Origin of the sequence: Paraburkholderia oxyphila NBRC 105797, assembly GCF_000685075.1 — a bacterium.
In the GTDB taxonomy this organism is placed as follows: Bacteria; Pseudomonadota; Gammaproteobacteria; order Burkholderiales; family Burkholderiaceae; genus Paraburkholderia; species Paraburkholderia oxyphila.
On record NZ_BAYD01000005.1, the window covers coordinates 1 to 20,143 of the forward strand.

The window sequence follows — 20,143 nt, forward strand, 5'->3', positions numbered from 1 at the left end:
CAACGCCTGCGGCCCGCCGCGAAAACAAGTTAAGGCCAACGCCGTAAGGCGCCCCGCCAATCATGCGCCCCGGCGGCTACCACACCTGGCAGCGCCGCAAAAAGGCGCCAAGCACACCTCACACGATGCCCAACAACGACTTCGGCTCAAGAAACGCCTCAATCCCAAACGTCCCGTATTCGCGCCCAATACCCGATTGCTTGAACCCGCCAAACGGCGCCGCCGGCTCGTGCGCGAGCGTATTGACCAGCACGCGTCCCGCATCAAGCCGTGATGCCACCGCATTCGCGCGCCCGGCATTGGATGATGCAACATAAGCCTGCAGCCCGTAGGGCGTGTCGTTAGCAATCGCGATTGCGTCCTCCTCATCGCGATAAGCGATAATCGACAGCACAGGGCCAAAGATCTCCTCACGCGCAATGGTCATATCGTTGCGGACATCGCTGAAGACAGTCGGGCGCACGAACCAGCCTGCGTCGACGCCGTGCGGACGCCCCTCGCCACCCGCAATCAGACGTGCGCCTTCGTCGATGCCGATGCGAATATAGCGCTGCACGCGCTCCCATTGTTTCTGGCTCACCATCGGCCCGATACTCGTGTGCGGATCGCGCGGGTTGCCGGACTGAATATTCGCCACCGCGGCGACGATCTTTTCCTCGAATTCCTCGAGCCGCGCCTGTGGCACCAGGATCCGCGTGCCGGCGATACAGGCCTGCCCGCTATTCATGAAGCCCGCCTGAAGCGCGAGCGTGACGGCTTCGTCGAAGTTGGCGTCGTCGAGCACGACCATCGGGGACTTGCCCCCCAGTTCGAGCGTCACGCGCTTGAGCGTTTCCGCGGCCGTGCGCAGAATCGTCTTGCCAACGGCCGTCGATCCCGTGAACGAGATCTTGGCAACATCGGAATGCGAACTGATTTCCGCGCCCACCGTATCGCCGCGTCCCGTGACGATGTTGAACACCCCCGCCGGGAGCCCCGCTTCATGCAATGCCTCAGTGATCACGCGCGTCTGCATCGCGCTCATCTCGCTGGGCTTGATCACGGCCGTGCAGCCCGCAGCGAGCGCCGCCGCAAGCTTGCCGCAGATGAAGCCCGCGTTGCTGTTCCAGGGCGTAATCAGCCCGGCCACGCCGAGCGGCTGCATCACCACCTCGGCCGAGCCGGCGCGGCGCACGAATTCATAGTGCTCGAGCGTCTGCGCCGTTTGCAGCAGCACGTCGCTCGCGTGGCTCGCCATCCAGCGGCCGCGCGATACAGGTGCGCCGTATTCCTCGACGATGGCTTCGAAAAGCGCGTCCTCTCTCGCGACCACGGCTGCGTGCATACGCATCAGCATCTCGACTCGCTCGGCTTTCGTGGTGCGCGAGAAGGCCGGAAACGCCCGCCGCGCCGCCGCGATGGCGTCGCGTGCGTCGCGCTCGTCCGCAAGGCGCACGCGCCCAATCACCTGCTCGGTCGACGGATTGACAAGCTCGAAGCTTTCGGTGCCGTGCGGCGTGACAAAGGCGCCGTCGATGTAGATCTGGTCGATGTTCTGCATGGTCTGTCCCAAAACGTGGTGTATCGATACGAAAGATAGACCTCCACCATTGAACTGACTAGCCGTACAATCGAGGACGACCTGTTCAAGGATTCCGGACAATGAAGACATCGGGCCTGGCCGAGCTGGAGGCCGTTCTGGCCGTCGCGCGTCATCGCAGCTTCCGCGCCGCGGCAAACGAGTTGAGCGTGTCGAAGTCCGCGCTCAGTCATGCGGTTGGCACACTCGAGGCGCGCATCGGCGTGCGGCTCTTCAATCGAACGACCCGCAGCGTGTCGCTCTCGGAGGCGGGGGCCCAGTTCGTGAGCACGGTCGCGCCCGCGCTCTCGACCATCCACGCCGCGCTCGATCAGGCCGGCAGTTTCCGCGACACGCCATCGGGCACCTTGCGCATCAACACCTCGGTGGGCGCGGCGCGTCAGGCGATGCCGGTCTTCATCGCGTATCTGCAGCGCTATCCCGAGATGAAGGTCGATATCGTCACCGAGGGGCGCCTGATCGACATCGTGGTCGAAGGATTCGATGCGGGAATCCGCCTGATGGAAACCGTGCCGCAGGACATGATTGCCGTGCCGTTCGGCGACCGGCAGCGCTTTGCCATCGTTTGCAGTCCAACATATTTAGAACGGCACGCGCCACCGCGCACGCCTGCGGATCTCACCGCCCATCAGTGCATCCGCAGCCGCATGCCAAGCGGCTCGATCTACCAGTGGGAGTTCGAACGGCACGGTGAGACGGTGCGCGTCGACGGCAGCGGTGCGATCACGCTGAACGACGCCAGCCTGATGCTGGCCGCGGCGCGCGCGGGCCTCGGTCTCGCGTATCTGAGTGAATGGGATGTCAGGGAAGATCTGGAGGCCGGCACGCTGGTGCGGGTGCTTGAAGACTGGACGCCGTCGTTCGACGGACTCTGCCTCTACTATCCGGGCCGGCGTCATATTCCGGCCGGGCTGCGCGCATTGATTGAAATGATTCGCGAATATGCCGACGCGAACAGCGCGCGCGCAGCGGGCAAACGCAAACGCCGCGTGCAGCCGGCGCGCGGCACGCGGCGCTGACGCCTGCGCCGCCGTTCGCCCAATTTGTGGATCGTGCATACTATTTCGCAGCAAGCCCTTCCCGCGGCTCCACTCAATCGACCGACTCCTCACCATGCCCGCCGTCAAGACGCACTATCTGGATCTGCCGGTCTTCCTCGACGCGGCTCAGCGGCTCGAAATCGCGCATCAGCATTTCGACGTTTTCGCGCTGCCCATCCCGCGGCAACTCGAGGCATGGTGCGAGCGCATGATTGGCGTGGTCGACCTCCTGACGACGCGCGACGAGCGCGGGCAGCCGTTTCGCGCCTCGATCGACCGATACGCCGTGGGCGAATTCCTGTTTGCCGACTGCTATACCGATCGCATCACGCAAGACCGTACCATCGCGCGGATTTCCCGGGATAACGCGCGCAGCATCGTCTTTCACATCTTCTTTGACAGCGCGCCTGGCTGCGAACTGGTGTATCCGGGCAAACGGGCGATGGCGCTCGAAGGCGGCATCTTCGCCATCGATCTCGACCAGCCCGTGCAGTTCAAGCGCAAGCCCTGCCGGCACGTCACGATTTTTCTGCCAGGCGCGCTGCTCAGCGACGTGTTTCCGGACCCCTCGGCGCTGCATGGGCGCTCGCTTTCGCCACGCCTGCCCGTCGTGCGGTATCTCGCGGGCCGCGTCCAGGCGTTCGCCGCCCACATCAAGCTCATGGCGCCCGCGCAGGCCTACCGCGACCTGCGCGAGATCGTGCTGCTGATCGCGGACGCGTTCGGCGAGCAGGCTGGGCTCAAGGGCAGCAAGATTGCGCTTGCGCGGGCCATGGCGTTCGACCAGGCGCGCCGCTACGTGCATGCGCACCTGCACGACGATCATCTTTCCCCCGATCGCGTCGTGGCGTCGCTGGGCCTCTCGCGCCCGACGGTCTATCGTCTCTTTCAGCACGATGGAGGGCTCGGAACCTATATCCGGCATGCGCGCCTGCGCGCCGCCGCCGCCGAACTCGTCGCGTGGCCCGGCGTCTCGGTGCAGGACATCGCCTATGCGCACGGCTTCAGGAGTGCTTCGGATTTCACGCGGGCATTTCGGCGTGCTTATGGTCTCGCGCCACAGGACATGCGGCTTTAAGCACGCCTTATACGGTTCCGGATGACGCCGGCGCTAGCCGGGCCTGGCCGGATCAGTGTCGGACGAGTTCGAAGACCACGATTTCGTAGCCGGGATCGGCGTGCTGGTTCGCCACTTTTTGCGCTTCCTCATACGAAAGAAACGACGTGGCCTCTTCAATCGCCGGTGCCATGCCAATGTCTCCGTCCTCGGCGGTGCAGAGGAATTGGGCACCGGTCTTCACGACGTAGACGGTCGTCATGTCTGCCTCCATGGTTGGCTGGAGCACTTCCAGTCTAGTCCGTCGCGCGTCAAAGGAAAGCCGGGCGACAGGTGCCAGGCTTTTCTGCGCGCCCCCCCGTCATTGCCCGAATACGACACAGGGACGACAAGGGATTCGTAGCCATTTTAAGTAAAGTATTTGAAAGAAAAATCTCCGAGATTCTCGTTGACTCGGCTTGCTAATCATCACTAGAATTCGCCTGTTTTCACGAAAGGGGCATATGCCTTGGACAGTTGCAGTAGTCGATCTTCGAAAAGTTTTTCTGCCTGACCGGCCCGACGCCCGCTTTGTTTCTTCCTTAGCCGCCGTCCTGCCAGCAGGCAGACGGTGCGCGCCGCAGTAAATTCCGCAGTTCCTCCTTCGCGCATCGCTTTGATTGACCGCCGTCCCTGACGCGTGCGTGGTTTCGCGCATTCGTCCAGACGACCTGACGCGTCGAGCCGTTGGCTCATCGCGCCGCTTGTTCACGCCGGTTTCGCGCGCGCCCGTTGGCGCGCCGGTCCGGCGTGCGGTTGAACACGTCCGTCAAACGCTGATCGGACGCTAACGACAAAGGAGCACACGATGCCCGACCCTGAGCCTTGTTCTTGTACGACACGCCACGCGTTCTCGCTGAACGCCATTCGCTTCGCCTGACACCCACGCTGCACACGTTCCTCCCACACGCCCGAGCACCTTGGCCCGTGTGAACTGAAACGAAGGCAGGCCTGGTGGAAGGCACCCCGTTTCAAGCTCCTGGAGGAATCCCCATGCGCTTCGCTCTGCTCGTTTCGCAACTCCCGCACGTCGAGGAAGCTCGCCCGCACTACAACGGCCTGCTCGCGCTCGACGCCCGTCCGCATGCTTCGGCCCGCGTGGTGGCCGCCATCCGGATGGTGCTGCACAAGCTCGCTCGCTGACACTGCCTGGCGTTGCCGCACGCTCGCACATTTGCACGCGGGCGGCAACGGGGCACGCGCTTCTCAAGCTGCACCTTCAAGCATCACCCATAAGGAAAAATTATGTCTGCTACCCCTGCAAATATCGGGTCGCGCCGCACCGCCGTGCTCGATGACGCCCACGTCGGCGATATCCAGGGTGCCTTCGGCACGATCGCCCACCACGACACCGCCCCGCGCAACAACTGGATGGCGCGCCTGCGCACGCTGCTCGCGATCCTCGGTCCCGGCCTCATCGTCATGGTTGGCGATAACGACGCCGGCGCTTTCGGCACCTATACGCAGGCCGGCCAGAATTACGGCACGACGCTGCTCTGGACGCTCGCCCTCCTGATCCCGGTGCTCTACGTGAATCAGGAAATGGTGCTTCGGCTCGGCGCCGTGACCGGCGTTGGCCATGCCCGCCTCATCTTCGAACGCTTCGGCAAGTTCTGGGGCGCCTTCAGCGTCATCGACCTGTTCCTGCTCAATGCGCTCACGATCGTCACCGAATTCATCGGCATTACGTTTGCGCTCGACTTCCTCGGCGTTTCGAAGGTTCTCGGCGTTTGTATCGCCGCAGTCCTGACGATGGCCGCGGTCAGTACCGGCAACTTCCGCCGCTTCGAACGCTTCGCGATCGTCCTGTGCCTGCTGAGCCTGCTGCTGATTCCTGTGCTCGTTTCGATCCACCCGCCGGTCCACGTGATCGCGCGCGACTTCTTCGTGCCGAACTGGCCGAAGGATTCGAAGCTCTCCGATGTGATGCTGCTCGTGATTGGCATCGTCGGCACGACCGTCGCACCGTGGCAGCTGTTCTTCCAGCAGAGCTACGTGATCGACAAGCGCATCACGCCGCGCTTCATGAAATACGAGAAGGCCGACCTCTGGATTGGCATCGCCTTCGTGATCATTGGCGCCGTGGCGATGATGGCCTTCTGCGCCGCGCTGTTCGCAGGCCGTCCCGAGTTCGGCAACTTCACCGATGCGGGTGGCGTGATCGCGGGTCTGCACAAGTATGTTGGCGAGACGTCGGCGACGATCTTCGCCGTGGCGCTGCTCGATGCATCGATCATTGGCGCCGCTGCCGTTTCGCTCTCGACGGCCTACGCGATTGGTGACGTGTTCAACGTCAAGCACTCGCTGCACCGTAGCGTGCTCGATGCGAAGGGCTTCTATCTCGTGTACTTCGGCATCATCGCGCTGGCTGCCGCCCTCGTGCTGATGCCGGGCAGCCCGCTCGGCCTCCTGACCGAAGCCGTGCAGACGCTCGCCGGCGTGCTGCTGCCGAGCGCAACCGTGTTCCTGCTGCTGCTGTGCAACGACAAGGCTGTGCTGGGTCCGTGGGTGAACTCGAAGAAGCTGAACGTGTTCACGGGTGCCGTCATTGCCGTCCTCGTTGTCCTGTCGATCATCCTGACTGCCGCCACCGTGTGGCCCGATATCAGCGGCGCGACGATCGTCGAGATTCTCGTGGGCGGTTGCGGCGTTGCCGTGGCGGTCTATGCCGCGGTGGAGCTCTCGCGCAAGGCGCGCGGCACGGCGGCCGCCAATGACATGTCGGCGCTGAACAAGGCAGCCCGCAACGCGCTGCGCAACACGTGGCGCATGCCGCCGCTCGAAGACCTGCCGGCGCCGCAGCATCTGACGCTGTCGACGCGCGTGTGGATGGGCGTACTGCGCGGCTATCTCGTCGTCGCGGTGGGGCTCGTCATCGTGAAGGTCGTGCAGATGGCCATTCACTAAGGAAAACTGAGCGAAAAGGGCAGCGCAGGTCTGCCCTTTTTCATGCGCCCAGCCTGGCTCACAGCATTGCCGTCGCTTCGATCTCGATCTTGAAGCCGAAGTGGAGCGGCCCGGTCGGCACGATCGCGCGTGCCGGCCGCGCATCGCCCGCCCAGCTCGCGTAGATCGGGTTGAAGCTCGGCCAATGCTCGATATCGGCGAGATAGACGCGAACCTGCACCAGTTGCGCGATGCTGCTGCCTGCACCTTCCAGCGCCGCCTGCAGATTCGCCAGCACCTGACCGGCTTGCACTTCGAACGACGCGTCCGTCAGCTTTCGGCCCTGCGCGTCGATCGGCAACTGGCCGGAAACGAATACCAGGCCGTTTGCGATCGCCACGTGACTATAGTGCCCGCCTGGGGTCGCGAGATTCGAGGGGTTTTCCAGGCGCGGCAATCGCGTGCCCGATTCGTTACCAGCCATGAAAGCGGCTCCATAGGGTAGTTTCGCCGTCTGCGGATAGCGCGTGATACTCCGGGAACTGTGCACCCGTCGCGCAGGCATGATTGGGCAGGATACGCAGTTTCGTTCCGATCGGAAAGCGTGTCGCGAGATCCTCTGTCTCCCGGGTTTCACCCACGGGCGACAAAATACCGTGCTCCTGGTTGGCGCCGCTCAAAACCCAGTCGGTCAAGAGCGTGCCATCGAGCCTGCACGGCAGACCATATCCACAATCTTGCGTCTGTTTCGAGGTTCCGCGGTCGCGGCTCATTGCCATCCAGCCCGCGTCCACAATCACCCAGTTCTTTTCCGGCTGATGCCCGATGACCGTGGTGAGCACGCTCAAAGCGATGTCATCGGTCGCGCATACGCCGACATTGTGCATCACGAGATCGAAGAATACATAGACGCCCGCGCGTACTTCGGACACGCCATCCAGCTTCGCGGCCGATAACGCGGTGGGCGTCGAACCCACGCTCACCACATCGCAAGGGTAACCCGCGTCACGCAGCCGTTGCGCCGCGCGAACGCAGCCTGCGCGTTCCTGCTCGGCGAGCGCAGACAGCGCGTCAGGCGTATGAAGCTCGTAGCTGGATCCCGCATGGGTCATCACGCCACCTAGCTTGACGCCGCCGTCGTGCAGCATGCGCCCGACCTCGAGCAACGCATCGTGTTCCGGTGCGATCCCGGAGCGATGCCCATCCGTGTCCACCTCGATCCACACTTCGAAGGTGTCCCGCTGCTCGGCGCAAAACTTCGCGACTTCTTCGGCTGCGCGTGCGTTATCGACGACCAGCTTCAGATCGCAGCCTCGTTGCCTTAGCGCGGCCGCTCTTGGAAGCTTCGATGGCACGATACTGACCGCATAAAGAATATCCGTCACGCCCGCCGCAAAGAACGCTTCGGCTTCTTTCAGCGTGGATACCGTGATGCCGCTCGCGCCGGCCGCCAATTGCGCGCGCACGACTTCCAGACATTTGGTCGTTTTCACGTGCGGGCGGAACCTCACGCCGAGAGCGTTCATGCGCGACTGCATGCGCGCAATATTCCGGCTCATTCGCGGGACATCGACCAGGGCCGCCGGGGTATCGAGTTCATCGAGTTTCATGATTTCAGGCCGGCAGGTTGTCGTGCGCCGAGTCGCCAAAACGGCTGCACCAGGGCACCAGCGCTTCCAGCGTGGGCGCTTCGATTTCAGGACGCGGCGCACCTTCCGCCAATGACAGGCCGACCCTGTTGTGCCAATAAGTCCGCAAGCCCACCGCAGCGGTGCCGAACATGTCGTAGCTCGATCCGGCGACGAAAGCGGACTCCGACGGCGACACACCAAGCCTGTCGAGCGCGAGGCGATAGGGGGCAGGGTCCGGCTTGTATGCGCCGGCTTCTTCGGCGGTGACCACGGCGTCCCATTTGACGGGAACGATGCCGGCCGCCTGGCGGCCAAGCCGTATCGAGCAGTTGGTCACGATGGCGAGCTTGCAATGCGATTGAAGGTGCTGCAATACCTCGACCGCACCGCTCCACGGGGTCAGTTGAAGCCACCCGGCTTCAAGCGCGAGTGCGGCGGATGCGGGCAAGCCCACGTGGCTAGCGGACTGCCTGACCAGTTGTTCGTAAGCGACATATCGCCCGCACCCGTAGGTCAGACGCAGGTACTCGGCGCGCCACGCACGGCCCGCTTGCTCCGAGCCCGCGGCACGATTCCAGAGTGTCCATGAGTCGAGCAGCGCGGTCAGGAGATCGAAGAGGACCGCCTTCGGGTAGACGTTCGATACGGATGGTTGGCTCATGAGCGCGGCCTCCTGGCGGTTCGTTCATGGCATTGAGCATAGAACTCGATCAGTCGCCGAAGATTCAGTCGAACAAAATCATTCATTCGTAGAAACTGAATGTCCAGCGAGGCGCCGTTTAGCGTCTCCACGGCGGCTGCGGCCGGAACTGCGCCTGCAGATAGTGCATGAATTGCCGGGTGCGGGCGGGCAATCCGGCGCGATTGTTGGTGAGCGCGATCACATCGGCGTCGCTGGCCTTCCACGCCGGAAGCAGCCGCACGAGATTGCCCTTCGCGATATCTTCCGCGACGTCCCATTCCGAGCGGAGAATGACGCCGCGGCCCTCACACGCCCAGCGGCGAATCACCTCGCCATCGTTACAGCTCAACTTCGAAGACACCCGGACACTGCGCGCCGTACGGCCCTTGCGGAACTGCCAAAGCGATGCGTCTTCGTTGTTCTCGCGCAGCACGATACAGGGCAGACGCGCAAGATCGTCGGGGGTTGCCAGGTTCGGAAAGCGCTTCAGCAAGGCCGGGGAGGCACAGACGAAGCGTGCATTGGGCGCAATCGCATAGCCAATCAAATTCGACGCAGGCAGTTCGCCGATATGCACCACGACGTCATAGCGGTCGGCCGATTCGGTCAAGGGTTGATCGGTGAGAGTGAGTTCGATGTCGACGTCGGGATGGTCATGCTGAAAGCCGGAAACGACGGAAGCCAGATAGCGCCGCCCGAAACCGAGTGGCGCACGCACCCTCACGGTGCCGACGAGACCGCCCCGGCGGGTTCGCAAATCCTCGAACAGCGTGTCGAACTGTTGCACCAGATGCGCGCCACGTTGGCACAGCAGCAGGCCCTCTTCGGTGAATCGCAGGCGGCGGGCCGTGCGGTCGACGAGGCGGGTATCGAGCCGCTTTTCGATCTGCTGCAGTCGCTGCGTGACCGCGGGCGGCGAAAGCCCAAGCCTTCTCGCTGCTGCAACGAGGCTGCCTGCTTCTTGTATGGTCAGCAGGAAGCGAATGTCATTGGAATCGTTCATGTCGATATCGTCGGTACTGCATCGGTGTCGTCACCGTGGATACGCAGCGGGAGGGCCGTAGCAAAAAACGGCCGCCCGGCGTCACGGACAGCCCGATTCTCGACGTTCAGTTGGCGCCGCGCAAGGATCTGGTGAGCATGTATCGATCGCCCAAGAGGAACTCGGCGTGATCAACGCAACTGTTCCTCGATCGTCTTCGTCAACGGCGACTCGACGTCGCCCGTGTGCTTCGTCTGCACGGGCTCGATCAGCACGACCCAGCATTCGTTTTCAGCAACCGGATTGTGCAACGTGCCCCGTGGCACCACGTGCATCGAGCCCGCAGGGAGTTCGACGACGCGTCCGCCTTCGTATTCGATCTTCAGATGGCCGCGCACGACAAAGAACAGTTCGTCCTCCTGTGCATGGTCGTGCCACACGAGCTGTCCGCGCACTTTCGCGATCTTCACGTATTGATCGTTGACCTGCGCGACGACTTTCGGCGACCAGTATTCCACCACGTCGCCGAACGCGGCTTCGAGGTCGAACGATTCGGCAAAAGGATGGGCTGACACGATTACCTCCAGGTCGGAATGATGGAGGCGGCGAGCAGCGCACCCATCACAAGATTGAGGATGCGCCAATGGCGCGGCGTGCGCAAAAGCCGTGCGAGCAGCATGCCGAGCGCGCACCACAGCGCGAGCGAGATGCATGCGGCCAGACCAAACGCGCTGCCGAGCAGCAGCGCGAGCCGGTTCGGACTGCTCGCGAGCAAGGCGAAGGATGCCGCGGCGCCCACCGTCATCGCCCAGCTCTTCGGATTGAGCCACAGGAGCAGGAAACCGCTCACGAGTGTGACTGGCCGCGCGGGGCCGTTGCCGGCGTTCGGCGGACCGCTACGCGCAATGCGCCAGGCGAGCCAAAGCAGATACGCGGAGCCGAGGGCCTTGACGGTCGTCTGCAGGATGGGCATTGCAAGCAGCAGCCTGCCGAGCCCCAGCGCCGCAATGGCAGCGAGCGACGCGAGTGCGAGCGCGATGCCGAGCATCAGCGGAATCGAGCGCGCAAAGCCGAAGCGCCCGCCTGACGCGGTTGCGAGCATGGTGGCGCCCCCCGGCGTGACGGTCGCGACAGCGACGAACAGAAAAAGTGGCAGAGTCGAGTGCATCGGTACAGGTCCGAATGAGGGTGACCTTTCACTGTACGGATTGCCTCTGCATCAGAAAAGGCAATAATATTGATGCAATTCATTACGCCGCTTAATGTGTCAATGAGCCGAAATCTCGACCTCGATCTGCTCCGCACCTTTGTCGCGGTCGCGGAGAGCGGCAGCGTGACGGTCGCCGCGAATCTGCTGCACATGACACAAGGTGCCGCGAGCCAGCAGATCAAGCGCCTTGAAGATCGTCTGGACTGCCCGCTGTTCGTGCGCAAGGCGCGCAAGCTGGAACTGTCGCGCCACGGCGAGCAGCTGCTCGTCAAGGCGCGGCAGATGCTGCGGCTGAACGACGAAATCTGGGGCGACATGACCGCTCAGTCGCTGCACGGCAGCCTGCGCGTGGGCGTGCCCTACGATCTCGTGACACCGCTCGCGCCCGCGATGAAGGCATTCGCCGATGCGCATCCGCGCGTGGAAATATCGCTCGTGTGCGCGACTTCGCCGGAACTCAGCGAAGCGGTGAAGGGTGGACGCGTGGACGTGGCGCTGGTCGAATTCGTCGCAAGCGAAGCCGAAGGCGAAGTGATCCGCATCGAGCCATTGGTCTGGGTGACGGGTCGCGGCAGCGATGCGTGGCGCAAGCGGCCGTTGCCGCTCTCGATGGTGGACGAACGTTGCACGTTCCGTCCGGTGGTGCTCGGCGCGCTGGCGGACGAGGACATTGCGTGGCGCACGGTGTTCGAGAGCGGCAACATCGAGGCGACCGCCGCAACGGTGCGCGCGGGCCTCGCGATCACGGCCTGGCTCGTCTCGACGGTGCCCCCCGACCTCGAAACGATCACGCCGCACGCGGCCGGCTTGCCAGCATTGCCGCCGTTTGCGATCTGCCTGCGATTGCCCTCGACGGCGCAGCCGGCGGCGCTGGAATTTGCGCGCTGCATACGCGAATCGATGTCGAACAACGCAGCGATCCCACACGCCCGTCTCGTGATCAACGCGTGACGCAGGGGTTTGATGGAATGCGGTAGCTAGCGCGCGGAACCGGTACGCTCAAAAGCTGCGATGCTTCGCACGCCGGAACGTTTCCGATGGCAACTCGCCGAACTGCTCGCGGTACTCGTTCGAAAAATTGCCAAAGTGCCAGAAGCCCCAGCGCGTGGCAGCCTCGCTCACCGATGAAGCGTCGCGCAATTCGCGGCGCACGTGATCGAGGCGCACCGCGCGGACGTACGCCGACGGATTCACCCCAAGCGTGTCTTCGAATGCGTATTGCAGCGTGCGCCGGCTTGCGCGCAAACGCGCGCAAAGCTCGGCAACGGACAGCGGACAATCGGGTGACGCTTCAACGAGCTCGCGCACGGTGCGCACGAGCTGCCAGTGACGTACGGTGCGCGCGTCGGGCGTGCCCTGCGCTTCGCCGTTGGGCATGCCCTGCAGCACTTCCGCCACCCCGAAGATCGCCGACTTCTCGAACGCCGCCACCACACCGGGGTCGTCGAGCAGCGTGGGCGTTGCCGCCACCGTATCGAGCATCTGTCTGAGCACAGCACGCAGCTCGTCCAGCCTGCCGGGATCGACGTTCAGCACGCCGGGCCTCGTGCCGATGAACGGCGCCAATTCGTCCAGTTGCGAACGGACCAGGCTGCTCGTGACCGCTTGAGGGTCGATCTCGAGATTGACGATCACGTGCTTGTCGGGCGAAAGAAATTCGAAGCCGCTGTCGCCGGAGAACACGTGCACACCGTCGCGGTGGCTCGTCTGTCCGCACAGCAGCGCATGGCCTTCGAGCTGGAACGGGATGCCGATGGCGAGCTTCGACTGCGCGACATGGCCGCGCTGATACACGGTGCGGTTCAGCCGTTCGACCAGCACGCGCACACCGCCCGCGGCGATCGAGCTGACCGAGCCGTCGAACGCGCCCCGCGAAATCTGGCAATAGCTTTGATTCCAGGCATCGAGCAGCATCGCCTGCTCGTCGATGTTTCTGCAGCGGCGGATTTCGACGGCGGCGCGGGTCTGAAAGTGCGGCTGCATGGCGTCCTCCGGTTCAGGTTGCGCGCCCCAAAAGCCGCGTGCCGTGCAGTGTAAGCGAAATAAATTGTGACCGTGGTGTGACGCGGTTTCGTCAAAAAACGCCGGATGGTCCGGTGCGTAATGAATTCGTCAGGGAAGGGCGTTTACGGGATTTTTATATTTTTTGCCGATTTTGGATAGTCGACGCCACCGGCACGCCCTAGCTTAGGCACATCGGAAACACACACGAGGTGACGCATGAGCAAATCGGCGGCAGGCAAGCTGGAAGGCAAGATCGCAATCGTTTCAGGTGGCGCGACAGGCGCAGGCGGTGCGGCCTCGCTGCTGTTCGCGCGCGAAGGCGCGCGGGTTGCCGTGGTCGACATCAACACGGATGCGGGCGAAGAGGTGGTCCACCGGATCCGCGCAGCGGGCGGCGAGGCCGAGCTGTTCGCGGCCGACGTCTCCAAGCGTGACGCGGTCGATGCCGCCGTGGCGGCCATTGTCGCGCGCTTCGGCCGTATCGACGTGCTCTTCAATCATGCGGGCAGCATCGTCGTGAAGCCCTTCGTCGAGACCACCGACGACGACTACGACTGGCTGATGAACGTGAACGTCAAGAGCATGTTCATGATGACGCGCGCGGTGCTGCCCTGCATGCTCGAAGCGGGCGGCGGCTCGATCGTGTGTACGGCGTCGATCTCGTCGGTCGCGGCGACGCCGCTCGAGGTGCTGTACTGCACGACGAAAGGCGCATGCGCGATGTTCGCGCGCGCGATCGCTGTCGAATACCGCGATCGCGGGATTCGCTGCAACGCGGTGTGCCCGGGATTCATCGATACGCCGCACGGCCGGCGCGAAATTGCCGCGCTCGCGAAGCATGGCTTCGAGGCGAGCGAGGCGGCCTTGTCGGTGCAGCAAGGACGCCTGTGCCAGCCCGATGAAGTGGCGAAGGCCGCGCTCTTTCTCGCGAGCGACGACGCCAGCTTCGTGAACGGCGCACATCTATACGTCGACAACTGCTTCACGGCTGCGTGAGCTCCGTCTCCCGTCGAGCCGTCACGCGCTATTTCCGCAATGCCACTACTCTGAAAAAGGATCGTCTCATGGACATCGACTCGGCCGCGCCGTCGCGGGAGCCCATCGACAGCGACGTCACACTGCTACACAAGATGGGCTATGCGCAGGAACTCTCACGCCGCATGGGAGCATTCTCCAATTTCGCCGTGTCGTTCTCGCTGATCTGCATCCTGTCGGGCGGCATTACGTCGTTCCAATTGGGCCTCTCCGCGGCGGGCGGCGCATCGATCGGCATCGGCTGGCCGCTCGGGTCGCTGTTCGCGCTCGTCGTTGCCGCGGCGATGGCGCAGATCGCGTCCTCCTTTCCCACGGCGGGCGGCCTTTATCACTGGAGCTCGATACTCGGTGGCAAGACCTGGGGCTGGCTCACTGCGTGGTTCAATCTGCTCGGTCTCGTATTCGTCGTCGCGGCGATCAACTACGGCACCTGGGATCCGTTCTTCCGCACGCTGATCGCGCCGATGTTCGGCGTGAAGCCCGATTCGCTCGGCTGGTGGGATCAGACCATCTTCCTCGCGGTGATCACGGCGTCGCAAGCGTTCCTCAATCATCGCGGCATCCGCATCACGAGCCGGATCACCGACTTGTCGGGCTATCTGATCTTCGTGGTCACCGTCGTCCTGGTTGTGGCGCTGCTCGTGTACTCGCCGGTCAAAGTCGATCTGTCGCGGCTCTACACGTTTACCAATTTCACCGGCGTCGACGGCGGCCAGTGGCCGAAGCAGACGATGGCGATGGCATTCCTGTCCGGCCTCCTGCTCACGGCTTACACGATTACAGGATTCGATGCGTCGGCGCACACGTCGGAGGAGACCCATCAGGCGGCGCGCAACGTGCCGCGCGGCATCATCGGCTCGGTGTTCTGGTCGACGACCTTCGGCTATGTGATGGTCTGCGCGTTCGTGCTCGTGATGCCGGACCTCACCGCCGGGGTGAAGCTGGGCACCGGCTTCTTCGAAGCGATCCTCGCGCCCATTCCCGCGCCGCTGCGCATCGTGATCGAATTGCTGATGTTCTTCATTAATTACGTGTGCGGCCTCGCGGCCGTGACGTCCACTTCGCGGATGATGTACGCGTTCGCACGCGACGGCGGCCTGCCAGGGTCGAAGTGGCTGCGCAAGGTCAACGCCACGCATCGCACACCGGGCTTCGCGATCTGGGTCTCGGCGGTGCTCGCGATTGCGGTCACGCTCTACGGCGACGCGTTCTCCGTGCTGAGCGCGGGCAGCGCGGTGTTCCTGTTCATTTCGTACGCGATGCCGACTGCGGCCGGCATCTTCGCCGAAGGGCGCAGCTGGACCGAAAAGGGGCCGTTCCAGCTTGGTCTGCTGTCCAAACCGTTCGCGGTGGCGGCCGTGTTCGGCGCACTGGTGCTCGCCTATGTGGGCATCCAGCCGCCGAACCAGAAAGTGGTCTACGTGATCGTGGGCTTGCTCGCCGTGCTGCTGGCGATCTGGTACGGCGCCGGCGTGCGCAAGAGCTTCGGCGGGCCGCCGATCGGCAAGCCAACGGCCGCGCGCGAGCGCGAGCTGGCCGGCATCGAAGGACAGCTCGGCGAGAGCTGAGAAGACGGCGAACCCGGCGTGAGGCCGGGTTCAAACAAATGCGTTCAGCGGGAGATGAAGCATCAGGCGCATCAGTTCAGATTGGCGATCCGTATTCGTCTTGCGATAAATGGACTGCAACTGCTTGCGCACGGTTTCATACTGAGTGCCGAGCCGAAAAGCGATCTCCTTGGGCGAAAGCCCTTCACCGAGCAAGCGGCAAACGCGGATTTCGGCGGGCGTCAGATTGAATGCCGCACTGAGCAGCTCGGAGTCCACGGGCAGTGCCGAGTCGGGGTGATAGAACAGCAACAGGACGAGGGGCCGCAAGCCGAAGGCACCACTGACTTTGGGCGGCACCAGCAACGTGAAGAATGCGTAGAGCGATTCAACGGCGTGGCCATCTCTGCTGCGGGTAGTCATCGCAATCGATCGATATGTCGAGACCTCTTCCGGCGTCTCGACCTCACCGCGTGCAAGCCCCTCCAGCCGCGCGCACTCATCCAGAAACTGCGCCTGATATTCGGCCGGCAGGCGCAGCTTTCCCTCGGCGATGCTGGCGAGCGACGTAGCGGTGAGCAAGCGTGTTGCGGCTTCGTTGGCCAGGACCACGCTACTGTCGGTCGTCAAAAGCATCACGGGTTGCCTGAGCTTGTTGACCAGTGCATGGCCTACGAGGGCCTTGGTAGAGAACGTGTAGTTCTGGATCTGCATGCGCACGGCGCGAGTCAGGTGCGGAAGGAGCTTGTCGAGAAAGCGGACTTCCGGCACGCCTAAAGGATTTTCTCCAACGCCCCGAAGCACCGAAAAAATCACGCAGACGTTCTCGTCGTCCACCAGCTTGCATCCCGAGACATAGCGCCGGCCAATGGGAATCAGAAAGTCCTGGTAGAACGGATCGCGCGAGACAAACTCTTCATTAAACACTTCGTGGCAATGAATCCAGTCTCCTGGTTTCCTTTGCAGCATTAAGGCTAATCGAGGATCGATGCTGCCGTATTTCTGGATATAAGCCAGTTCGCCTTCAACGGGGAGATTGAAGCCATCGCTGTATGAAAGCGATCCATGCTTTTTGTCGAGGGCGAGCATATGGATGACGTTCGCGTCGATAGCCTCGCCGAGCGCCGTAAAGAGGGCAGGCCAGCCAGACGGTTCGGCAACGGCTTCATAAAGCAAATGAATCATTTCTTCGTAGCGCTCATTCGACAGATCCATCCGAAAACCTCTTCTTGTTCAATGCGGTTTGCTGTCGAATGGCATCTTCGCACGCCGGGTTCACGAACGATAGACGTACAGACAATGCCTCATTTATCAAGTGCGAAAACACCATACTTCAATTGCGGTATTGCCCGTCCATTGCGCTCCGAATAGCCTCTCTCGTGAGGCTGCGGACCGGGGAGACCATCTCGCAAAACGTCCTGCCTCACACGAAATTAAACAGTAATAAACCTGACATATCGCTAACGAAGAGACTTTTGGGTTCGCCCAATTCGAAGTCCTACGGGGATGCAACGATGAACAATGAAAAGATCAGAGCGCGGCATATCGACTTGAAGCCCACGTTGATTGCCAGCGCGATTGCGCTGTCGTTTTTGACGGCGTGTGGCGGCGGCGGTAATTCCTCGACGCCGCCGGTCGCGGCGCCCCAGATTCAGGGGACCGTCGCCAGCGGGAATCCGGTCGCGAACGCCGCCATCACGGCCACCGATGTCAACGGCAAAACCGCCACGGCCACCGCCGACGGCAATGGCAATTACACGCTCGTCACGAGCGGACTGACTGCCCCGATTGCTGTGGTTGCCGCGGATCCGAGCGGCCAGGCCAACACGATGATCGCCGTGCTCGCCAGCCTGCCAGCAGCAGGCGCAAGTGCGACCGCCAATGTCACGACGTTGACCACGGCATTGACCGCGCTGCTGACACCGGACGGCAACCCGATGGATTTTGTGACGGCTGGCGCCGCAACGACATTGAGCAGCGGCGTGACGAAAGCGAGCGTGCAGGGCGCAACGACGACGCTCGACACCTATCTGTCGAACCTGCTTGGCGCAGTCGGGTTGCCGGCGAATTACGACCCCATTGGCACCACGTTCACGGCGAACCATACCGGTGCAGATGCGCTGATCGACATCGTGACGATCGTGCCCGAAGGCGCGGCGACCTATCTCGTCTACAAGACGCCCAGTAGTGCCGCTTCACAGAGCGCTGCCTATCTGACGCTCAATAGCGCATCGACGCCGGCTAACACACCGGTCGCGCCGGCGGTCAGCGCCAGTGCCATCACCAACCTCAATTCGCTGGAAACGTACCTCGGCACGCTGCCTGCCGCGCTGAAAACGTGCGGCGCAGCGGGCGGAACGGGATCGGCATGCAGCAGCGGCTTGATCGATGCCAGCTATGAGGACAACGGCTTCAAAAACATCACCCAGTACGATCCCGATCTGGCTTCGTCGAACCTCAACCTCAGCGGTTCGGTGCCGTTTGTCGTATCGGCGAACGCTGCGGGAACCACCGCGCTGATCGGCGTTCCTTATGGCTTGTCCAGCGCTAACGGCAGCTCCGGACAATACACGCTCTATACGACGGTGCAGCAGACCCCGTCCGGCACGTGGGACATCATCGGCAATCAGCTTCCTTACAACCTGTCAGTGTCGACGCGCACGACGTATCGGGACTTTTACGACCAGTTCGCCAACAGCAACGGCAGCAACGACACGAGCTTCTTCGACGCGGGCGTCACGCTCAATATTGCCTGGAACAGCAGCAGTCCGATCGCTTATGCGCAAGTCACCGGGCCTGGCCTGCCGGCAGCCGGACTGTGGCTCGAGCCCTCGACCGTCACTGGCACGAATTACCTGTCTATCGCAAGCAAGCAACCGTCGTCGCAACCGAGCGGCACGCCCACCACCGGCAGCAACACGAGCGAATACCGATGGGACTGGGCGACGCAATCCGGCGCGACATTCACCCCGCCAACGCGGGGTTTCTGGGCCACCAGCCAGCTGGACGTCGCTTCTCTCCCGCCGACTGCCGTTTATGAATTTACGCTGTACAACGCGAGCGGCAGTGCGATTGGCACGTATAGCGTCACGAATCCGAACCGATTCGCGGACGCCACGCTAGCGTTGAATACCTACGCGCAAGGATCGTGGCCGACCTTGGGCAGCGATGTGGTCACCCACTTCCTGTCGGCTGGCGGCTCACAGGCTGCCGCGCAAACCTCGGTCAGCGTGGATTTCACGCCGCCCCCGGCGGTGGCCGCCAACCTGACTCAACTGACCATGACCGGCGTCAGCGTGCAGACGGAAGATCAGAATGGCTGCGGCTATCAGCAAACCGTGCCGGTAACGCCTGGGGCGACCGCTGTGACGTTGACGGCGTCCGGAACCGGAACTTGCGGCGGAAGCGCGGTTGCCAACGCTTTCCTCGCGATCAACAACGCATCCGATGCAGCGTATCGAATCGTGCAGTTGAGGAGCAAGAATGCTCAGGGGGTCCTGTTTTACCTGAATGCAACTTATCGCAGCTCGGCCACTGCGCCAAACGCCTCCTGACGAGCAGCCGTATCGCTGAACGGGCGTCATGATTGGCGCCTGGTTCAGTGGTGACACGTGGCATCGCGCTGGCAAACACCTTGTCCCGTGCACTTTCTATCCCGAAGCGCTTCAACTGTAACCGGCCAGCGCCCGCGAGCGAATTAACGAGAACGTCGTCAACTGGAGTCACGACATGCTGGCCCGTTCTCTTGCTGCCCTTTGCGCCGGCGCTGCGGCGCTGCTCGCCTCACATGCGTACGCCGCCGCGCCGCGTCCGGTCGTTGTCGAATTGTTTACATCGGAGGGCTGTTCGTCGTGCCCGCCGGCCGACCGCTTTCTGTCCGAGCTGAGCGACACGCGCACCGATGTGCTGCCGCTGGCGTTTCACGTCACCTACTGGAACCAGCTCGGCTGGAAAGATCCGTTTTCGTTCGATGCCGCCGATGCGCGTCAGGCGCAGTACGCCCAGCGGTTTCGCGACTTCGCGTATACGCCCGAGATGGTGGTCGACGGCAAAGCCGAGATGGTGGGCTCGAATCGCACTGCGGCCAGTGCCGCCATCGATCATGCGAAGTCCATGGGCGTGACGGCTGCTACCGTTAGCGCCACCCGCGAAGGCGGCAGCGTTTCGGTGTCCATCGGCCCGGGCAGCGGAAGCGCGCGCGTGCTGCTGGTCAGCTACGACGCGCGTCACGTCACGCCAATCGGGCGCGGCGAGAACGCGGGGCATACGCTCACGGAATCGAATGTCGTGCGCAGCCTGGCAACCATCGGCCAGTGGTCCGGCACAGCGCTGACGTTGCATGCCGACGCTGGCGTCGGCGAACATCTGGCGGTCCTGCTCGAAGCCGATGATGGCGCCATTGTCGGCGCCGCACGCGTTGCGGATGCGAGTGAAGGGCCTGTGCACTGAGC

The 20,143-nt window shown here is 63.0% G+C and carries 20 protein-coding genes; 9 read left to right on the top strand and 11 right to left on the bottom strand.

Translation table 11 applies throughout. The annotated features are described in order from the left end of the window. Positions 1–118: 118 nt before the first annotated feature. The gene (locus BO1_RS04000; protein ID WP_028216456.1) at positions 119–1,540 is read right to left on the bottom strand and encodes an aldehyde dehydrogenase family protein; all 1,422 of its coding nucleotides are present in this window, start codon (positions 1,538–1,540) and stop codon (positions 119–121) included. A 101-nt stretch (positions 1,541–1,641) separates the two neighbouring features. Here BO1_RS04000 and BO1_RS04005 point away from each other — a divergent pair, with 101 nt between their 5' ends. Further along, complete coding sequence (locus BO1_RS04005) at positions 1,642–2,598, top strand: LysR family transcriptional regulator (RefSeq protein WP_028216457.1); 957 nt, start codon at positions 1,642–1,644, stop codon at positions 2,596–2,598. Between the two features lie 94 nt (positions 2,599–2,692). Next, entirely contained in the window at positions 2,693–3,697 is a 1,005-nt protein-coding gene (locus tag BO1_RS04010; protein ID WP_052409347.1) for an AraC family transcriptional regulator, read from the top strand. A gap of 52 nt (positions 3,698–3,749) precedes the next feature. Here BO1_RS04010 and BO1_RS04015 read toward each other — a convergent pair whose 3' ends face one another. Then, positions 3,750–3,938: a hypothetical protein gene (locus BO1_RS04015; RefSeq protein WP_028216459.1), complete on the bottom strand. Its 189-nt coding sequence runs from the start codon at positions 3,936–3,938 to the stop codon at positions 3,750–3,752. 209 nt (positions 3,939–4,147) lie between these two features. Next, positions 4,148–4,411 (bottom strand): hypothetical protein, encoded by a 264-nt coding sequence (locus tag BO1_RS58805; RefSeq protein WP_156992106.1) that lies wholly within the window; start codon positions 4,409–4,411, stop codon positions 4,148–4,150. A gap of 297 nt (positions 4,412–4,708) precedes the next feature. On the opposite strand from BO1_RS58805, the gene BO1_RS60105 reads away from it, so the two are divergent. Continuing rightward, positions 4,709–4,858: a hypothetical protein gene (locus tag BO1_RS60105; RefSeq protein ID WP_167338310.1), complete on the top strand. Its 150-nt coding sequence runs from the start codon at positions 4,709–4,711 to the stop codon at positions 4,856–4,858. 102 nt (positions 4,859–4,960) lie between these two features. Next, positions 4,961–6,622 (top strand): NRAMP family divalent metal transporter, encoded by a 1,662-nt coding sequence (locus BO1_RS04025; RefSeq protein WP_028216460.1) that lies wholly within the window; start codon positions 4,961–4,963, stop codon positions 6,620–6,622. A 58-nt stretch (positions 6,623–6,680) separates the two neighbouring features. On the opposite strand, the gene BO1_RS04030 is transcribed toward BO1_RS04025, so the two are convergent. The 6 genes from BO1_RS04030 to BO1_RS04055 form a co-directional block, all read right to left on the bottom strand. Beyond that, complete coding sequence (locus BO1_RS04030) at positions 6,681–7,085, bottom strand: RidA family protein (RefSeq protein WP_028216461.1); 405 nt, start codon at positions 7,083–7,085, stop codon at positions 6,681–6,683. After that, positions 7,075–8,211: a DSD1 family PLP-dependent enzyme gene (locus tag BO1_RS04035; protein WP_028216462.1), complete on the bottom strand. Its 1,137-nt coding sequence runs from the start codon at positions 8,209–8,211 to the stop codon at positions 7,075–7,077. The genes BO1_RS04030 and BO1_RS04035 overlap by 11 nt, the downstream gene beginning before the upstream one ends. A 4-nt stretch (positions 8,212–8,215) precedes the next feature. After that, entirely contained in the window at positions 8,216–8,893 is a 678-nt protein-coding gene (locus BO1_RS04040) for an HAD-IA family hydrolase (RefSeq protein ID WP_028216463.1), read from the bottom strand. Positions 8,894–9,011: 118 nt separating this feature from the next. Beyond that, complete coding sequence (locus BO1_RS04045) at positions 9,012–9,917, bottom strand: LysR family transcriptional regulator (RefSeq protein ID WP_028216464.1); 906 nt, start codon at positions 9,915–9,917, stop codon at positions 9,012–9,014. A 170-nt stretch (positions 9,918–10,087) separates the two neighbouring features. Beyond that, positions 10,088–10,471 carry a cupin domain-containing protein gene (locus tag BO1_RS04050; protein ID WP_028216465.1) on the bottom strand — a complete coding sequence of 128 codons (384 nt, stop codon included), beginning with the start codon at positions 10,469–10,471 and terminating at the stop codon, positions 10,088–10,090. 2 nt (positions 10,472–10,473) lie between these two features. Next, the gene (locus BO1_RS04055) at positions 10,474–11,064 is read right to left on the bottom strand and encodes a LysE family translocator (RefSeq protein WP_028216466.1); all 591 of its coding nucleotides are present in this window, start codon (positions 11,062–11,064) and stop codon (positions 10,474–10,476) included. 102 nt (positions 11,065–11,166) lie between these two features. Between BO1_RS04055 and BO1_RS04060 the strand changes: the two genes are divergently transcribed. Then, positions 11,167–12,057, top strand: coding sequence for a LysR substrate-binding domain-containing protein (locus tag BO1_RS04060; RefSeq protein WP_043283729.1), 891 nt, complete (start codon positions 11,167–11,169; stop codon positions 12,055–12,057). A 48-nt stretch (positions 12,058–12,105) separates the two neighbouring features. Here BO1_RS04060 and BO1_RS04065 read toward each other — a convergent pair whose 3' ends face one another. Next, positions 12,106–13,089, bottom strand: a complete 984-nt coding sequence (locus tag BO1_RS04065; protein ID WP_028216468.1) for a helix-turn-helix domain-containing protein — start codon at positions 13,087–13,089, stop codon at positions 12,106–12,108. 237 nt (positions 13,090–13,326) lie between these two features. Here BO1_RS04065 and BO1_RS04070 point away from each other — a divergent pair, with 237 nt between their 5' ends. Both BO1_RS04070 and BO1_RS04075 read left to right on the top strand, forming a co-directional pair. Beyond that, positions 13,327–14,106, top strand: a complete 780-nt coding sequence (locus BO1_RS04070) for an SDR family NAD(P)-dependent oxidoreductase (protein WP_043283732.1) — start codon at positions 13,327–13,329, stop codon at positions 14,104–14,106. A 68-nt stretch (positions 14,107–14,174) separates the two neighbouring features. After that, on the top strand, positions 14,175–15,713 hold the full coding sequence (locus BO1_RS04075) for an amino acid permease (protein ID WP_043283733.1): 1,539 nt from the start codon (positions 14,175–14,177) through the stop codon (positions 15,711–15,713). A gap of 30 nt (positions 15,714–15,743) precedes the next feature. Here the strand turns inward: BO1_RS04075 and BO1_RS04080 are convergent, their stop codons facing one another. After that, on the bottom strand, positions 15,744–16,907 hold the full coding sequence (locus BO1_RS04080; RefSeq protein ID WP_028216471.1) for a helix-turn-helix transcriptional regulator: 1,164 nt from the start codon (positions 16,905–16,907) through the stop codon (positions 15,744–15,746). A 164-nt stretch (positions 16,908–17,071) separates the two neighbouring features. Here BO1_RS04080 and BO1_RS04085 point away from each other — a divergent pair, with 164 nt between their 5' ends. Together BO1_RS04085 and BO1_RS04090 are read left to right on the top strand one after the other, a co-directional pair. Further along, positions 17,072–19,246, top strand: a complete 2,175-nt coding sequence (locus BO1_RS04085; protein ID WP_156992108.1) for a carboxypeptidase-like regulatory domain-containing protein — start codon at positions 17,072–17,074, stop codon at positions 19,244–19,246. Between the two features lie 175 nt (positions 19,247–19,421). Continuing rightward, complete coding sequence (locus tag BO1_RS04090) at positions 19,422–20,141, top strand: DUF1223 domain-containing protein (protein ID WP_028216473.1); 720 nt, start codon at positions 19,422–19,424, stop codon at positions 20,139–20,141. The last annotated feature ends 2 nt before the right edge of the window (positions 20,142–20,143 follow it).

Bases quoted from the DNA above. Each gene is read 5' to 3' on its own strand.
- BO1_RS04000 (WP_028216456.1), bottom strand. From the start codon at position 1,540: ATGCAGAACATCGACCAGATCTACATCGACGGCGCCTTTGTCACGCCG.
- BO1_RS04005 (WP_028216457.1), top strand. From the start codon at position 1,642: ATGAAGACATCGGGCCTGGCCGAGCTGGAGGCCGTTCTGGCCGTCGCG.
- BO1_RS04010 (WP_052409347.1), top strand. From the start codon at position 2,693: ATGCCCGCCGTCAAGACGCACTATCTGGATCTGCCGGTCTTCCTCGAC.
- BO1_RS04015 (WP_028216459.1), bottom strand. From the start codon at position 3,938: ATGACGACCGTCTACGTCGTGAAGACCGGTGCCCAATTCCTCTGCACC.
- BO1_RS58805 (WP_156992106.1), bottom strand. From the start codon at position 4,411: ATGAGCCAACGGCTCGACGCGTCAGGTCGTCTGGACGAATGCGCGAAA.
- BO1_RS60105 (WP_167338310.1), top strand. From the start codon at position 4,709: ATGCGCTTCGCTCTGCTCGTTTCGCAACTCCCGCACGTCGAGGAAGCT.
- BO1_RS04025 (WP_028216460.1), top strand. From the start codon at position 4,961: ATGTCTGCTACCCCTGCAAATATCGGGTCGCGCCGCACCGCCGTGCTC.
- BO1_RS04030 (WP_028216461.1), bottom strand. From the start codon at position 7,085: ATGGCTGGTAACGAATCGGGCACGCGATTGCCGCGCCTGGAAAACCCC.
- BO1_RS04035 (WP_028216462.1), bottom strand. From the start codon at position 8,211: ATGAAACTCGATGAACTCGATACCCCGGCGGCCCTGGTCGATGTCCCG.
- BO1_RS04040 (WP_028216463.1), bottom strand. From the start codon at position 8,893: ATGAGCCAACCATCCGTATCGAACGTCTACCCGAAGGCGGTCCTCTTC.
- BO1_RS04045 (WP_028216464.1), bottom strand. From the start codon at position 9,917: ATGAACGATTCCAATGACATTCGCTTCCTGCTGACCATACAAGAAGCA.
- BO1_RS04055 (WP_028216466.1), bottom strand. From the start codon at position 11,064: ATGCACTCGACTCTGCCACTTTTTCTGTTCGTCGCTGTCGCGACCGTC.
- BO1_RS04060 (WP_043283729.1), top strand. From the start codon at position 11,167: ATGAGCCGAAATCTCGACCTCGATCTGCTCCGCACCTTTGTCGCGGTC.
- BO1_RS04065 (WP_028216468.1), bottom strand. From the start codon at position 13,089: ATGCAGCCGCACTTTCAGACCCGCGCCGCCGTCGAAATCCGCCGCTGC.
- BO1_RS04070 (WP_043283732.1), top strand. From the start codon at position 13,327: ATGAGCAAATCGGCGGCAGGCAAGCTGGAAGGCAAGATCGCAATCGTT.
- BO1_RS04075 (WP_043283733.1), top strand. From the start codon at position 14,175: ATGGACATCGACTCGGCCGCGCCGTCGCGGGAGCCCATCGACAGCGAC.
- BO1_RS04080 (WP_028216471.1), bottom strand. From the start codon at position 16,907: ATGGATCTGTCGAATGAGCGCTACGAAGAAATGATTCATTTGCTTTAT.
- BO1_RS04090 (WP_028216473.1), top strand. From the start codon at position 19,422: ATGCTGGCCCGTTCTCTTGCTGCCCTTTGCGCCGGCGCTGCGGCGCTG.